Source organism: Paenibacillus sp. LjRoot153 (assembly GCF_964253085.1).
GTDB lineage: Bacteria > Bacillota > Bacilli > Paenibacillales > NBRC-103111 > Paenibacillus_E.
On record NZ_CAXUQH020000001.1, the window covers coordinates 3,360,288 to 3,374,373 of the forward strand.

Below are 14,086 nucleotides of genomic sequence, written 5' to 3' on the forward strand. Positions count from 1 at the left end.
GCAATTTTGTGAGGGGGTTTTAGGTTGATTTTTCCGGATTTTGAGTACATCAGACCCATCCACCAGGATGAACGGACTGTCCTATATCGTGCGGTTCAAAAGCAGTCTATGGAGAAAGTAATGATTAAGACACTTCGTTCTGATTTTCCGATATCTTCAGATATTGCCAGACTTAAGCGCGAGTATGAGATTGGGAAGATGCTGGATATTCCCTGCGTGCTTAAACCATTATCCCTTCCAAAATTCCAGAATAATTTTGCTTTGATTTTAGAAGACTTTGATGGCGAAGCATTAGCAAATTTATTCCCAATGTTCAGAAAGTCCATTCAGGACTTCTTAACAGCTGCCATTCAAATCGTCAAGATTGTTGGAGAGGTCCATAAAAGGTATGTCATACATAAAGATATTAATCCTAGCAATATCTTTGTGAATTGGGAAAAGCAAATTATGAAACTGGGCGATTTCAGCATCTCTTCTTTTACAAGAGAACGGCAAGAAATGCTGGATCCTTTAATGCTAGAGGGAACGCTTCAATATATGTCCCCAGAGCAAACAGGGCGCATGAATCGGATCATCGATTATCGGACGGATTATTATTCATTAGGTGTTACGTTCTATGAAATGCTGACGGGGAGATTGCCGTTTCAAACAGAAGATCCAGTGGAATTAATTCACGGTCATTTAGCCGTGACCCCTTCGCCGCCTGAGGAATTATTGAGCGGTATTCCTAAGCCGATTTCAGATATGGTCATGAAGCTTCTTTCCAAAAATGCCGAGGATCGCTATCAAAGCACGTATGGCATCCTGCAGGATCTCGAGTACTGCTTGATGCGAATCAACGCAGGAGAGGATATTCAAGGATTTACTGTAGGAATGTATGATATGACAGATCGATTTCAGATTCCACAAGGCTTATATGGGCGAGATAAAGAGATCGATAAGCTGCTGCATGTGTATGAGCAAGCTATTCATGGCTCCCTGGAAGCGGTATGGGTTACAGGGGAGTCTGGATTTGGTAAGACGTTCCTAATTGCAGAAACGATGAAAACGATTATGAAAGACCGTGGATGGTTCCTCTCAGGGCGATTCGAGCCGAATAAGCAGCACGTTTCCTATCACGCTCTATCACAAGCGATGCGAGAGCTAGTGAGGCAGCTGCTAACAGGTGAAAATCGCCAAATCGAAGAGTACCGTTATCGGTTGCTCAGTGTATTAGGAACAAGCGGCAAAGTAATTATCGATCTTGTGCCTGAGTTAGCTTTACTGATTGGCGAACAGCCCAACGCGAAGCAGCTTCCACAAAAAGAAACGCAGAACCGCCTACATTATTTGCTGCAGCAATTTTTGTTGATTTTCTCGGGGAAGGATCGTCCGATCGTTCTATTCTTAGATGATCTACAGTGGGCAGATACGGCTTCCTTACAATTTTTGGATCTGCTATTGAACAATACACAAATGAAATATTTCTTATTTATTGGTTCCTATCGCGGTGAGTATGATACGAATTGGTTGTCTTCTATGCATGTTCAATTACTCGATAAGCTGCCGCAGCACCTTGTTATGGATCGAATCGTGCTAAGAGCGTTGAAGCTAGAGGATGTTCGAACCTTGGTAGCCGAGTCATTGATTTCGGATGAGGAGCAAGTCACAGAGCTGGCTATGCTTATTTTGCAGAAGACCGGAGGCAATCCGTTTTTCGTCAAACAGTTTCTGACGGCTTTGCATGAGCAAGATTTGCTTTCCTTTAATTATAAGGAGAATCGTTGGATCTGGGATATGAACGAGATTCAAAAACTGCGAATTACAGACAATCTGATGTTTCTTCTTGCTGAGAAATTAGACCGAATGCCGCCTAATACGCAGAATGTATTGCGCTTAGCTGCCTGTTTAGGTGTTTCTTTTGACTTGGAAGCATTGGGTATTATTATGGGAAAATCCTTCGTTGACGCTTTGCAAGAGCTGGAAGTGACGATACAGAATGGTTTGATTATCCCCGTAGGTACGGATTACAAATTCTATAACGACGCCCAGGGAAAAGCGGCTGCGAGAGATATCCGTTTTATGTTTGTTCATGATTCCATCCAGGAAGCTGTATATGGCTCCGTTGAGGAAGCGAAGCTGCCTGGGATGCATCTAAGCATTGCTCGAATGCTGCTTAAAGAACTAGCGAATGACGAGATTGAGAAGCGTCTGCTTGAAATTGTTAATCATTTAAATTTAGGTTCAGCTCTGCTCAGCATGCATCATGAATTAATTCAATTACTCGAATTTAATTATAATGCGGGACGCAAAGCAAAATCCTCTAATGCGTACCGTTCAGCTATCCAATATTTTAATAAAGCATTAGAAGTAATGGATCAGATTGAGGGCTTTGAGCAGGAGGAATTAAGTTTTGCGATTCGCTTGGAGAAGTCGGAAGGCCTCTATCTGAGTGGTCAAGCAGAGGAAGCAGAAACTCTATACGAGCAATTGCTGCAAGGGCCATTATCAAATGAGCAGAAGCTAGAAGTATATAACCTGCAAGTGGTCCTGCACACGAATATTGGCAAGCATCACCAGAGTATCAAGGTTGGGTTAAAAGCTTTAGCGGAGCATGGCATTCGATTATCTGAAGCACCATCCAACATGTACATCGTCATGACTTACTTGAATGTGAGAAGGTTGATAGGGCGAAGAAGTACGCTCCAGCTATATGATTTACCGATTATGGAAGACAAGTTTCGGATGAAATTAATTGATCTGATGATGAGTGTCGCGGTGTCTGCCTATTTCGTAAATACTAATTTATTCGTCCCTTTTATGTTAATTATGACACAGCTTGCTTTGAAGTATGGGAATACGCCTTCCATGGCGTATGTTTATGGCGCGTACGGATTGATTCTTGGATCGGGCTTTGGGGATTACCAGCGGGGCTATCAATATGGTCAACTTGGCGAGCGTATGAACGCAAGGTTTCAGTCTCACCAATATCGCAGTAAAAGTTATTTCTCTTTGGGATTGTTTATTACCCCTTGGGTGAAATCGTTACGACTCTGCCTGGAACATTTGAAAGAGTCGTTTCGGTGCGGCATTGAAGACGGCGACCTCGTTTTTGCAGGGTATGCGCTAACCTATCAAATGCTTATGAAGGATTTTCAAGGAGCCGTACTCGCAGAAGTTAAAGAAGATTTGGCTAAAAACTATCGTATTTTGGAACAGACGAATCATCATGATACGTTGCTCATGCTCGAGATGCTGCGAATGCTGACCTTAAATTTGGAAGGAATGTCAGTGAATCCGATTCTTTTCGGCAATCATCAGGAAGAGGAAGAACAATTCGTTAGTAAACTTAAATTTCACCCGAATCAGGTAATTATCCATGTATATTCGGTGAAAAAAATGATGCTGTACTTCTTGTTCGGTTACTTTGAAGATGCGGTGAAGACAGGGAAGTCGACAGAGTTATATCAAGCTGCATCTTTTGGTTTATTTCATATACCTGAAAATTACTTCTATTATGTCCTCTCTATTGCAGCGGTATTTCCTGAGGTCACAAGTGATGAACAGAAATGGCTTGCTAGGCGAGTTAAGAAAATGCTTAGAAAAATGGACAAGTGGACAGCTCATTGTCCTGAGAACTATGCTCATCTCACCTTGCTCATGCATGCAGAATGGAATCGTGTGAGGGGTTTTGGGCAATTAGCCGAACAAGGATATGAATCTGCAATACGACAAGCGCGCGAGCAAGGATTTATTCAACATGAAGCAATAGCTTGCGAAATTGCAGGGAAGTATTACAAGCAAAGTGGCCGCGAAAAATTCGCTAAAACATATTTCGTTGATGCTTACTTTGGTTATGTCAACTGGGGGGCGAAAGCGAAAGCAGATGATCTAAGACTTAGATATCCGGCTTATTTTACAGGTCGAGGCGAGTCTCCAGATTGGGCAACAACCAAAATCAGTGACTATTCCCTGCAAGCTATTGATTTCAAAACGATTATGAATACATCGCGTTCCCTCTCGAGTGAAGTGAATCTAGAGCAGCTAATTAAACGATTGATGGAGATTGTTACGTATTCTTCGGGTGCAGAGAGAAGTATTCTTGTTCTGAAAGATAAGGATAGTTTGTACGTTGAAGCAGAGATGCTTGCGAGTGCGGGGAAGGATTCCTGTATGGTTAGCTCTGTTTTACTCGAATCACGTGATAATGTTCCCCAATCCGTGATCCAGTATGTTGCGCGTATGAAAGAGGGAATCGTGTTAGATGATGCGAAGAAATCAACGCTTTTCTCGTACGATCCATACATACGACAGGCGGAGAGTAAATCAATCTTCTGTGAACCGATTCTACATCAAGGGAATCTAGTCGGCGTCTTTTATTTGGAAAATAATTTAATTCGCAATGCATTTACATCAGATCGGCTAGATGTGATCAAGTTATTATCAGCTCAAGCTGCGATTTCTATTGAAAATGCTAGATTATACAATGATCTGGAGTCCAAGGTAAAAGAACGTACGAATGAGTTAATCTTGATGGAGACTTCGCGGCGTGATCTCTTATCGAATATCTCACACGATCTAGGGACTCCACTTACATCGATCCAAGGTTATGTAGAAGCAATTCTGGATGATGTCATCCAGGAACCTGAGGAGCAGAAAAAATACTTGAGCGTGGTACATATGCGCATCGTGGGAATTCAACGATTAATTACGGATTTGTATCAGCTGAGTCGACTTGAAACGAAGCAGTTCCATTTCAGGCTTGCGTCAACGTCGTGTGTGACGATGATTCGTCAGCTTTTTGCTAAATACGAACTAGATACACAAAATGCTGGGATTACCTACACACTGAATATGGCGCAGATGGATGGGCAGGACATGCTGACCGTGGATGTGGATCGGATTGAGCAGGTATATGCTAATATTATTTATAATGCAATTAAATTTTCAACCAGAGGCTGTTCTATTCATGTTCATGCCCAGATAAGGGAAGAGCCTTCTGAATTTGTTATTCAGGTAACGGATACGGGCGTGGGGATTAGCGAGGAAGATCTACCGCATATTTTCGAACGGTTCTATAAGGTATCCAAATCGAGAAGCAACTCAGGCGGAAGCGGGTTAGGACTCGCAATAGCCAAGGAAATAGTGCAGTATCACGGAGGGCAAATTTGGGCGGAAAGCCGCTTAGGTCAGGGCTGCAGCATTTCATTCTCACTTCCTTTACATCGCATATAAGTGCTCCAAACCGTACATCTTATTAAAAGGTGTGCGGTTTTTCTCATGGAAAGGATGTGTCTATACCAAAGGTGTTACCAATGCTATTGAAATCGACTTGTGATATACTTCTGTAGATATTAGTCATCGAAGGAGTTTACACACATATGCAATCATTTATTCAGTTTAATCCGACTCGATTATGGTTTGGCGAAGGTCAGATCAAGCAATTGCAACAAGAGCTAGGAAATACCGGGAAACGCGTGCTGCTTGTTTATGGTGGAGGTAGTATCCGGAAAAATGGTGTATACGATGCTGTGATGAAGCAGCTTTTAGATAGGCAAGGGATTGTTGTCGAAATGTCTGGCGTTGAGCCTAACCCGAGACTGACAACAGTGAAAAAAGGTATTGAGCTATGCCGTGCGAATCAGATAGATCTCATCCTTGCTGTTGGTGGCGGAAGTGTCATTGATTGCGCCAAAGCCATTTCTATTGGTGTTTATTACGAGGGAGATGTTTGGGACATCATTACAAGGAAAGCTGAACCGCAGAAGGCTCTGCCGCTCGGGACAGTATTAACACTAGCCGCGACAGGCTCGGAGATGAATAACATCTCTGTCATTACCAATTGGGATCGAAATGAGAAGCGCGGCTGGAGTAGTCCATTGGCATATCCGGCTTTTTCTATTTTGGACCCTGCCTATACCACATCCGTTCCATTGGATCAGACGGTATATGGGATTGTGGATATGATGTCCCACGTACTAGAGCAATATTTCCATCGAACCGAACATGCCCCGATGATGGATCGTTTCATGGAAGCTGTCTTGCTGACCGTAATGGAAGCAGCACCGAAGCTACTGTCTAATCTGCAAGATGTCGAGCATCGTGCGACGATCATGTATGCAGGAACTACTGCTTTCAATGGATTGTTGTCTTGCGGGACAGATGGTGGCGATTGGGCATCTCATCAAATTGAGCATGGATTATCCGCCGTTTACGACATCCCTCACGGAGGGGGACTCGCCATTGTATTCCCAAACTGGATGACGCATTGTGCGGAAGATGATCCTTCGCGGATGAAGAAGTTGGCTATGTCCGTTTTCGGAATCGATAACTCGGGAAAAACGGATCACGAAGTGGCCATGGAAGGTATTGGGGCCTTACGTCAATTCTGGGATTCCCTCGGAGCGCCGAGTCAGCTTGGTTATTATGGTATTGATGATCAGCGTATCGAGGAATTGGTGCATAAATCATTTATGAAGCCAGCTATTGGCCAATACAAAGTGATGACAAGAGACACGGTCAGAGATATTTTATTGAGGTCGTTAGCATGAAATACTACGTATATGTATTAGCTGGCGCCTGCAGTTTCGGGTTGTTATCAACATTCGTAAAGAAGGCCTACGAGTCTGGTTTTCATGTGGGTGAGGTGGTTGGCTCACAAATCTTTTTTGGACTAATCATGATGTGGATCATGGCGTTCGTAACTGCCAAATCAGCTAAACAAGGATCAGCGGAAGCCCAAACGTTTCGTGTTTCACCTCGAAATGCTCTACTGCTTATGTTAGTAGGGACAAGTTCAGGCTTAACCGGGATATTTTATTATGCAGCTTTGCAATATGTATCAGCATCATTTGCCATTCTTTTATTATTTCAATTTACATGGATTGGTATTGTCCTGGAAGCTATTATGGATCGTAAACGTCCTAGCAAAGATAAACTCATCGCACTTATTTTCTTATTTGTAGGCATTATTATGGCAAGTGGTTATCTAAAAGGCATGGTAGAAGCACCCTCTTGGCTTGGAGTGGGCTTAGGATTGCTATCCGCATTGACATACGCGTTGTTTATTGCCATGAGTGGTAAGGTTGCTAAGCAAATTGCGCCAATCACACGAGGTGCTGTGATGCAAACAGGCTCCTTTATCATCGTCATGCTGATCTTTCCACCTCATTTCTTGTGGAATGGATCGTTGCATGAATCACTATTGCCATGGGCATTGCTGCTAGCCTTGTTCGGTGTCGTGATCCCACCATTGTTCTTTGCGATTGGGGTTCCACGTATTGGCGGCGGTATGGCTACGATCATGAGCGCAGCGGAGCTGCCGACGGCTGTTATTATGTCCTACATCGTTCTCCACGAATCTGTAAGTGGACTGCAATGGCTAGGTGTAATTATTACGATGCTAGGCATTACGCTGCCAGAGTTATTGAAACGAAGACAACGTGTTCATCGTCTTCAAACCGATTGAAACAGATGGATCTCCGGGAAAAAGGAGATCCATTTTTTTTGCGCAAAAAAAGGCCAATTGGCCTTTAATGTGATTACGCTATACCATCGCGAGTTGTTTCATTTCAAGCTTAACTGTTGTTAAATGAGTAAGCTCAGGAAGGGAGAAATACTCAGCTAAACGGCGTAGTCGCATGTAAATCGTTCGTAGAATAACAGAATCCAATTCGGTAATCATCGCTCGATTTGCGACATAGTCGGTCATACTCATTTTGATAAGAAAAGGACTATTTCTTAAGTCCGTAATTTTCTTAGGTTGAAGCGGATTGCACGAGGTCGTTATATATTTGGTTTGTTTCAGAGCGGCTTGAAACCGTTCCACGCAAAGCTTGGAAACTGGGATGTACCTTTTGCCCCCTACGGCATCAGAGACGGTAAGTATTTGTTTTTTTTCATCTAAGGAATTACTTTTTAAATAAACAATTTCGTGAGGGGCGACACCCTCGATAAGCAGGCGAATAATAATAGCATCTTGCGGATTGATACATTGTGTCTCGATGAATTGGATTTTCTCTAGAGTAAGAATACGAAATCAACATCCCTTCAAGGTTCAACTTAGTTTTCTGCAAAATTACATTTGGTTTTCAGAAATAAGCAACTATACATGATATGAGATGGGTGTATTGAATATGCCTAGATTTTTGATATGAGGTAACTATAGCTGAAAGAAATGGAAGGGACAATGAGGGAAAAGCCCTAAATAATGTTAGTCTAATTTCGACAAATGTGGCACATTATTTCGAGCTCTAATAAGGGGATTTATGGTTTTTCGCAGATATAGTAGGAATCAAGGTTAGAATGGTTGATATGTGAGATCACGGATGTCACATTGCGGCAATAATGGTTTTGAGTTCCTTAGTAAATTCTTTACAAGGCAGTGACAGATGGCGGGTCTTAAGGCGTAAGGTTTGGAAAGAAACCCCGAAATCCACGCCAGTGACTTCGAGTGCAACGATGTTTCCCGTTTCCAAATAAGGATCATTACGCATACCCGTTACCGTATAGAAGCCAATCGCGATTCCTTCAGCAATAATCCGTTTAGCTGCTTCTGAATTTCCGAGCTTAAATAAGATTTTTGGATCTCCGTGCTTTTTGAATATGTTGATCAGGTAATCAGAGGAAATCAAAAGAGGTTCAAGAAGGAGTTCTTCAATAGAGATACTAGTTCGCTGCGATAAAGGGGATTTTTTACCCACATAGGCCATGATTCGGCAGTCCATCAAATGTTCCGAGATCAGCTGCGTATGGGGACTTTGAAAATTTCTTGAGACAGCGATGAGTCCCAAATCGACTTGTCCACCGAGGACCTCTTGAACAATCTGTGGATAATTCATCTCCAACATGACAAGTTCTACATCAGCGTGCTTATCTTTGAAGATAGCCAATGTTGGAGGCAGAATACTTAAACAAAGGCTCGGTACGGAGGCGATGGAAAGTGAGCCTGACAGTTGATTGAATTGAAAACCTGCCGTTTCTCTAAGTTCTTCCACTTTATTCATGATTTCTATAGCCTTGCTAATAATTAATTTTCCATCTTCTGTAGGTACGGCTCCAATGCGTGAACGATTGAAAAGCTTCACGCCAAGCTCTTCCTCTAAGCTGACAATCGCTTGAGAGATGTTAGGCTGGGATACGTGAAGCTTTTCAGCTGCTAAAGAAATAGAGCCGGTTTGACTAACTTCGATGATATAGTTAAGCTGTTCAATTCGCATAGTTCACCTTTTTCTGAGGGCAGAAGTATGAAGTAACTATATCCGAATTGAGAAAGTTGAACAATAAGAGAGAAGCACTATTTTAAGAGATGCTATATTCGAGGTGCTGTTGTTCCACTTCTTGAAGCTGCCCGTTATAAACGAAACGAGACAGTAAAATGCTGATCTCATACAGAGCAAATAAAGGGATGGCTACCATCAGATGCGAGATTAAATCAGGTGGAGAGATCAAGCTCGCTGTAATAATAAGAATCAGATAGGCGTATCTGCGGACTTTGTGTAGTAATTTAGGGTTCAGCAGCTTCAACTTCGTAAGGAACATAACGACAATTGGTAGTTCGAAGGCTAGAGACAACGGAATAATAATATTGAGCATAAAACTAAAGTATTGAGCAACACCATAGGTTTGCGTTAAACCAAGGTTTTCGGTTATTCCCACTGTAAACCGTATGCACATCGGGAACACAACAAAGTAACCAAAAGCTAAACCAATTAAGAAGCATAAGAACGTATAGGGGATGTATCGCAGTGTGGCGATTTGTTCTTCCTTCGTAAGTCCTTTTTTGACGAAAGCCCATACTTGGTAAAGGATGAACGGAAGAGTCAATGTGAGAGAAACTGCGAATGCAATTAACATATAAATACGAATGCCATCCATTGGTGAGAATACGTGCCACGAAATACCGGATGCTGTAGAGCTGTGTTTGAGGTAAGTTAAGATCTGCTGGGCGAAAATGAAACCAAAGATTAAAGTAAGGATTACGGCAAAAAGGACACGAATAATGCGTGTACGCAATTCTGTTAAATGCTCGACCAGTGACATCATTTCTTTAATTTGCATGGGAGTCCTCCAGTCTAATTGATATGAAAGTGCTAGGAACCGGCAAGCATTCGTCTTAATTCTACAGTATGAAAGCCGTCAGTTAGCTTTGAATGTATATCCATAATCGTTTGAATATCCTCGAATGAGTATTTACGAACGCCTCCCTTGCTCCTATCTGGAAAAATAAGCTTGCGATCCTCATAATATCGAATTTGCCTTTCTGTTAACCCTGTTAGTTCACTCACTACACCAATTTGAATTACCTTTTTCTTTGTCATCATCAGCCTATCCCTCCAGTTTAATGTAAGGTTAACTAACTTATAAGTGACATTTATTAATGAAACTCTATCATTATCTGGAAAAACGATCAAATAAGCGTTGGTTATCTTAGTATAACTAGAATTTATGTGATGTTTTCTAACACAAATTGGTGACTTATCCATGCCCTCGCTGTTAAGTTTAAGTAGCGGATAGCCAAACTTAAACACGAGGAGATGGAAGCATGGAGAAGACACCGATCCAAGAAGATCAAATTACACGTAGACAATTTTTAACAACAGTCGGCAAATTAGGAGGGTCAGCCGCAATATTCAGTGTGATGGGTACTTTAGGCCTACTCTCCCCGGAAACGATGAAAGCCGCAGACTATACACCGCCATCGGGAAGGGATCTTACATCGACCAATCGCAATGGAAAGAAAGTCATCATCCTAGGTGGTGGGATTGCTGGGATGACAGCGGCATATGAACTGGGAATGGCAGGTTATCAATGTACCATTCTGGAAGCGAGAGCACGTTCAGGCGGACGAGCGTGGACGGTTCGCAGAGGGACGACGGTTACAGAGATCGGTGGCACGAAGCAGGTGGCTCGCTTCGATAATGGCATGTATTTCAACGCAGGGCCGATGCGGATCCCACAATTTCATGTGACGCTTGATTATGCCCGTAAATTCGGTGTTGCCATAGAACCCTTTAACAATGTGAACGAGAGCGGATACTACTATAATGAAAATGTAGGCGAATTGTCAGGTGTAAAAATTCCTAAGCGGCAGGCCAAAGCCGATGTACGTGGTTATGTCGCAGAAATGCTGGCTAAGGCTGTAAATCAGAGTGCGTTAGACCTACCTTTGACGACAGAAGAAAAAACGAAACTCGTTGCGTATTTAAAAAGTGAAGGAGATTTGAATGCGGATCTGTTCTATAAAGGCTCAAGTAGAGCTGGCTATGTGGAAGAGCCGGGCGGTAAATTTGACGCAGGTGTTCGCAAGGATCCATTTAGTTTAAAAGCGATTATTAATTCTGGTTTTGGTCAATTTCTCAGTAGTGAGTATGGCTATGATCAGCAAATGATGATGTTCCACCCTGTAGGTGGGATGGATATGATTGCTAAGGCGTTCGAGAAACGCGTTGGCGATAAAATTCAATTCAATTCGGAAGTGCACGAGATTAAACAGTCTTCCGATGGCGTTCGTATTTTGTATAAGGACTTGAATAACGGAGCAAATAAAGAGATTGCTGGCGATTTCTGCATTTGTACCATACCGCTTCCTGTCCTCAAGAACATTAAAGCAGACTTTTCTCCCGAAATGTCCACGGCTATCGCTAAAATTAGCTATGCGTCTGCAGGAAAAATTGGTCTTCAATTCAAGCGCCGCTTCTGGGAAGAAGATGAGATGATTTATGGCGGAAGCTCATTGACGAATATGGATATTGCCAATATCTATTACCCGCCGAATGACTATTTTTCCAAAAAAGGAATTCTATTAGGCTATTATTCATTCGGAGGAAATGCAGATAAGCTTGGTAATATGTCACTTGCTGCCCGAGAGGATTATGCTTTAAGCCAAGGTGCGAAGATTCATCCGCAATACCACAAGGAGTTTGAAACCTCTTTCTCCGTGGATTGGAAGAAGATTAAATATAATCTCGGCGGCTGGGCTTCTTACACAGCAGACGATCGTAAGAACTACTATCCAACCCTATGCAAACCAGATGGACGTATTTATTTGGCAGGGGAGCACATCAGTTATATCACTGCTTGGCAAGCCGGGGCTATTGAGTCTGCGCGGAAAGTCGTTACCGAGATACATGAGCGTGTCATGAAAGAGTAGAGGAGAAGGAGTGAATCATGATGATTATAACGAAAAAGTGGAAGACGATCGTAGCAGCTACCGTTGGTTCATGTCTAATTTGTGTTAGTGCTTATGCGGCTGGGACAGAGAAGTCAAGTAAATATAATGCAGAGCCTATTAACGAAGTCGAATTTTATGGTAATCCTGCTTCTTCGATTGCTGCAGGTGTATCGGTTCCAGCGGGATCCTCCTATTTATTCACAAGCGGTACCGTGCCGCCTGTTATCAATAAAGAAGGCAAGACCGTATATGAACGCTATGGGGATACGAAAACACAAGGGATAGGTATTCTCAAGGCAATTGAAACGCAATTAAAGGATAAAGGCCTCACTCTTGCAGATGTTGCTTATCTTCGAGTCTATGTTACGCCAGATGCAGCTAAAGAAGGTAAATTTGATTATCAAGGCTGGTTTGACGCTTATGCGCAATTTTTTGGTACAGAAGCGAATCCTGTGAAGCCAGCACGTTCTACGGTTGGTATTGCAAGCCTTGTTAGCTCTGACTGGTTAATTGAAATTGAAGCTGTAGCTGTGTATCCAAAGCACCATAACCAGGACTAAGGAAACGGAGATGATGTGCGTATGCTGCAAAATATTGGATTACCTGGACTCATGTTAATTTTAGTGGTTGTGTTGGTCTTGTTTGGGCCGTCTAAGCTGCCTGAGCTTGGTCGTGCGGTAGGGCGTACCTTGCATGAATTTAAAAATTCAGCCAGGGAGCTCGTCGGCGAAGGGAAAGAAGCGCCTGAGCATCTGGAAGCTCCGGAAAAACGTACAGATAAGGTCAACGTATAAACATGCTATGTTAAACAGATCTTGTTTATTTTCTCGTAAGGGAAAATGGCAGGATCTGTTTTTTGTGCGTGCATCGACCTAAACAAAACACAGGAAATCCTAGAATTTGTACAATTGTTTTGTGCAAGAAAGTGATAGAGTGTGCTCACGCTCGCTTAAAGCGTCCAACTATTTCCAAAATCGGGAGGGATAGCTGTTGAAACTTAGCACAAGTGTAGATGTCACTAAAGAACCCTTTCATCTGAATCATGAGAAATCAAGTCGAATGCAGAATTGGGAGGTTTATCATGCTCATTCTTGTATGGAATTCCTCTATGTGTATGAAGGAATAGGCCGTGTGGAAGTGAACAAACGCTGGTACAATATTGAGCCAGGCAGCCTTCTGATTTTCCAACCTTTTCAATTGCATCGCATTCAAATTCAAGGTCCATTTGTTCGATCTATCCTTATGTTTGATCCTTACAGATTGGATACAGCGCTGCGTGCGTTTAGCGGTATTCGTACCTGGTTTAACACACTTTGGAAGCAATCCTTAACCAATCATGTGATCCCTCAGCAGCAGCATCTAGCCAAATTTTATGAACATTTACATAGCAAACTAAGTCGTGTCTCGACGCATAAACAGCAAGAAGAATTTGTCTTATGCCTATTATCCATACTTCAGCAGCTTGAGCCTTATGAATGTGAAATTTGCCAGGAACAGAAGGAAAAGCTGAGCAGTAACCATGCGGCTGGGCAGATCACGGAATGGATCGAAAGGCATTACAAGGATAAATTTGATTTGCAACGGATGTCGGATGATTTGCATCTCTCCACCTTTTATTTATCTCATATTTTCAGGCAATCAACGGGACGTACCATAACGGAATTTATTATTTCCCGCAGATTAAAGGAAGCATGTCTCCTACTTGAGACCACGTCGAAGTCTGCTAGCTTTATCGCTCAGGAGGTGGGCTTTCAGAATGGTTCATACTTTTCACGTGTGTTTAAAACTGTTCTTGGAACGACACCGAAGTCGTATCGCATGCAGGTATAAAAGACAGCAACACAGTACAAGTTCTGAACAATAGCAGGAAACATGTGCATGCGATGATCTCTTATAATTCTATTTGTAAGCGCTATCTAATGGAGTCAGAGGAGG

Annotated in this window: 11 protein-coding genes; 7 read left to right on the forward strand and 4 right to left on the reverse strand. The window is 42.5% G+C overall.

What is annotated here, in order from left to right:
- Window positions 1-24: 24 nt before the first annotated feature.
- The 3 genes from ACSQ8P_RS13945 to ACSQ8P_RS13955 all read left to right on the forward strand — a co-directional run bounded on the left by ACSQ8P_RS13945 (window position 25) and on the right by ACSQ8P_RS13955 (window position 7,447).
- Window positions 25-5,214: an AAA family ATPase gene (locus ACSQ8P_RS13945; protein ID WP_436235749.1), complete on the forward strand. Its 5,190-nt coding sequence runs from the start codon at window positions 25-27 to the stop codon at window positions 5,212-5,214.
- 146 nt (window positions 5,215-5,360) lie between these two features.
- Window positions 5,361-6,530 carry an iron-containing alcohol dehydrogenase gene (locus ACSQ8P_RS13950; RefSeq protein ID WP_436235750.1) on the forward strand — a complete coding sequence of 390 codons (1,170 nt, stop codon included), beginning with the start codon at window positions 5,361-5,363 and terminating at the stop codon, window positions 6,528-6,530.
- On the forward strand, window positions 6,527-7,447 hold the full coding sequence (locus tag ACSQ8P_RS13955) for an EamA family transporter (RefSeq protein ID WP_436235751.1): 921 nt from the start codon (window positions 6,527-6,529) through the stop codon (window positions 7,445-7,447). Before ACSQ8P_RS13950 ends, ACSQ8P_RS13955 begins: the two co-directional genes overlap by 4 nt.
- 78 nt (window positions 7,448-7,525) lie before the next feature.
- Here the strand turns inward: ACSQ8P_RS13955 and ACSQ8P_RS13960 are convergent, their stop codons facing one another.
- The 4 genes from ACSQ8P_RS13960 to ACSQ8P_RS13975 form a co-directional block, all read right to left on the reverse strand.
- On the reverse strand, window positions 7,526-7,807 hold the full coding sequence (locus ACSQ8P_RS13960; protein WP_436235752.1) for a hypothetical protein: 282 nt from the start codon (window positions 7,805-7,807) through the stop codon (window positions 7,526-7,528).
- A gap of 502 nt (window positions 7,808-8,309) precedes the next feature.
- Window positions 8,310-9,197: a LysR family transcriptional regulator gene (locus ACSQ8P_RS13965; protein WP_436235753.1), complete on the reverse strand. Its 888-nt coding sequence runs from the start codon at window positions 9,195-9,197 to the stop codon at window positions 8,310-8,312.
- 82 nt (window positions 9,198-9,279) lie between these two features.
- On the reverse strand, window positions 9,280-10,038 hold the full coding sequence (gene tatC, locus ACSQ8P_RS13970; protein WP_436235754.1) for a twin-arginine translocase subunit TatC: 759 nt from the start codon (window positions 10,036-10,038) through the stop codon (window positions 9,280-9,282).
- A 32-nt stretch (window positions 10,039-10,070) separates the two neighbouring features.
- Entirely contained in the window at window positions 10,071-10,301 is a 231-nt protein-coding gene (locus ACSQ8P_RS13975) for a MerR family transcriptional regulator (RefSeq protein ID WP_436235755.1), read from the reverse strand.
- Between the two features lie 221 nt (window positions 10,302-10,522).
- Between ACSQ8P_RS13975 and ACSQ8P_RS13980 the strand changes: the two genes are divergently transcribed.
- The 4 genes from ACSQ8P_RS13980 to ACSQ8P_RS13995 all read left to right on the forward strand — a co-directional run bounded on the left by ACSQ8P_RS13980 (window position 10,523) and on the right by ACSQ8P_RS13995 (window position 13,981).
- Window positions 10,523-12,130: an FAD-dependent oxidoreductase gene (locus ACSQ8P_RS13980; RefSeq protein WP_436235756.1), complete on the forward strand. Its 1,608-nt coding sequence runs from the start codon at window positions 10,523-10,525 to the stop codon at window positions 12,128-12,130.
- Between the two features lie 17 nt (window positions 12,131-12,147).
- Complete coding sequence (locus ACSQ8P_RS13985) at window positions 12,148-12,711, forward strand: RidA family protein (protein ID WP_436235757.1); 564 nt, start codon at window positions 12,148-12,150, stop codon at window positions 12,709-12,711.
- Window positions 12,712-12,732: 21 nt separating this feature from the next.
- The gene (tatA, locus tag ACSQ8P_RS13990; protein ID WP_436235758.1) at window positions 12,733-12,945 is read left to right on the forward strand and encodes a twin-arginine translocase TatA/TatE family subunit; all 213 of its coding nucleotides are present in this window, start codon (window positions 12,733-12,735) and stop codon (window positions 12,943-12,945) included.
- Between the two features lie 196 nt (window positions 12,946-13,141).
- Window positions 13,142-13,981: a helix-turn-helix domain-containing protein gene (locus ACSQ8P_RS13995; RefSeq protein ID WP_436235759.1), complete on the forward strand. Its 840-nt coding sequence runs from the start codon at window positions 13,142-13,144 to the stop codon at window positions 13,979-13,981.
- Window positions 13,982-14,086 lie beyond the last annotated feature (105 nt).

Bases quoted from the DNA above. Each gene is read 5' to 3' on its own strand.
- ACSQ8P_RS13950 (WP_436235750.1), top strand. From the start codon at position 5,361: ATGCAATCATTTATTCAGTTTAATCCGACTCGATTATGGTTTGGCGAA.
- ACSQ8P_RS13955 (WP_436235751.1), top strand. From the start codon at position 6,527: ATGAAATACTACGTATATGTATTAGCTGGCGCCTGCAGTTTCGGGTTG.
- ACSQ8P_RS13965 (WP_436235753.1), bottom strand. From the start codon at position 9,197: ATGCGAATTGAACAGCTTAACTATATCATCGAAGTTAGTCAAACCGGC.
- tatC (WP_436235754.1), bottom strand. From the start codon at position 10,038: ATGCAAATTAAAGAAATGATGTCACTGGTCGAGCATTTAACAGAATTG.
- ACSQ8P_RS13975 (WP_436235755.1), bottom strand. From the start codon at position 10,301: ATGATGACAAAGAAAAAGGTAATTCAAATTGGTGTAGTGAGTGAACTA.
- ACSQ8P_RS13980 (WP_436235756.1), top strand. From the start codon at position 10,523: ATGGAGAAGACACCGATCCAAGAAGATCAAATTACACGTAGACAATTT.
- ACSQ8P_RS13985 (WP_436235757.1), top strand. From the start codon at position 12,148: ATGATGATTATAACGAAAAAGTGGAAGACGATCGTAGCAGCTACCGTT.
- tatA (WP_436235758.1), top strand. From the start codon at position 12,733: ATGCTGCAAAATATTGGATTACCTGGACTCATGTTAATTTTAGTGGTT.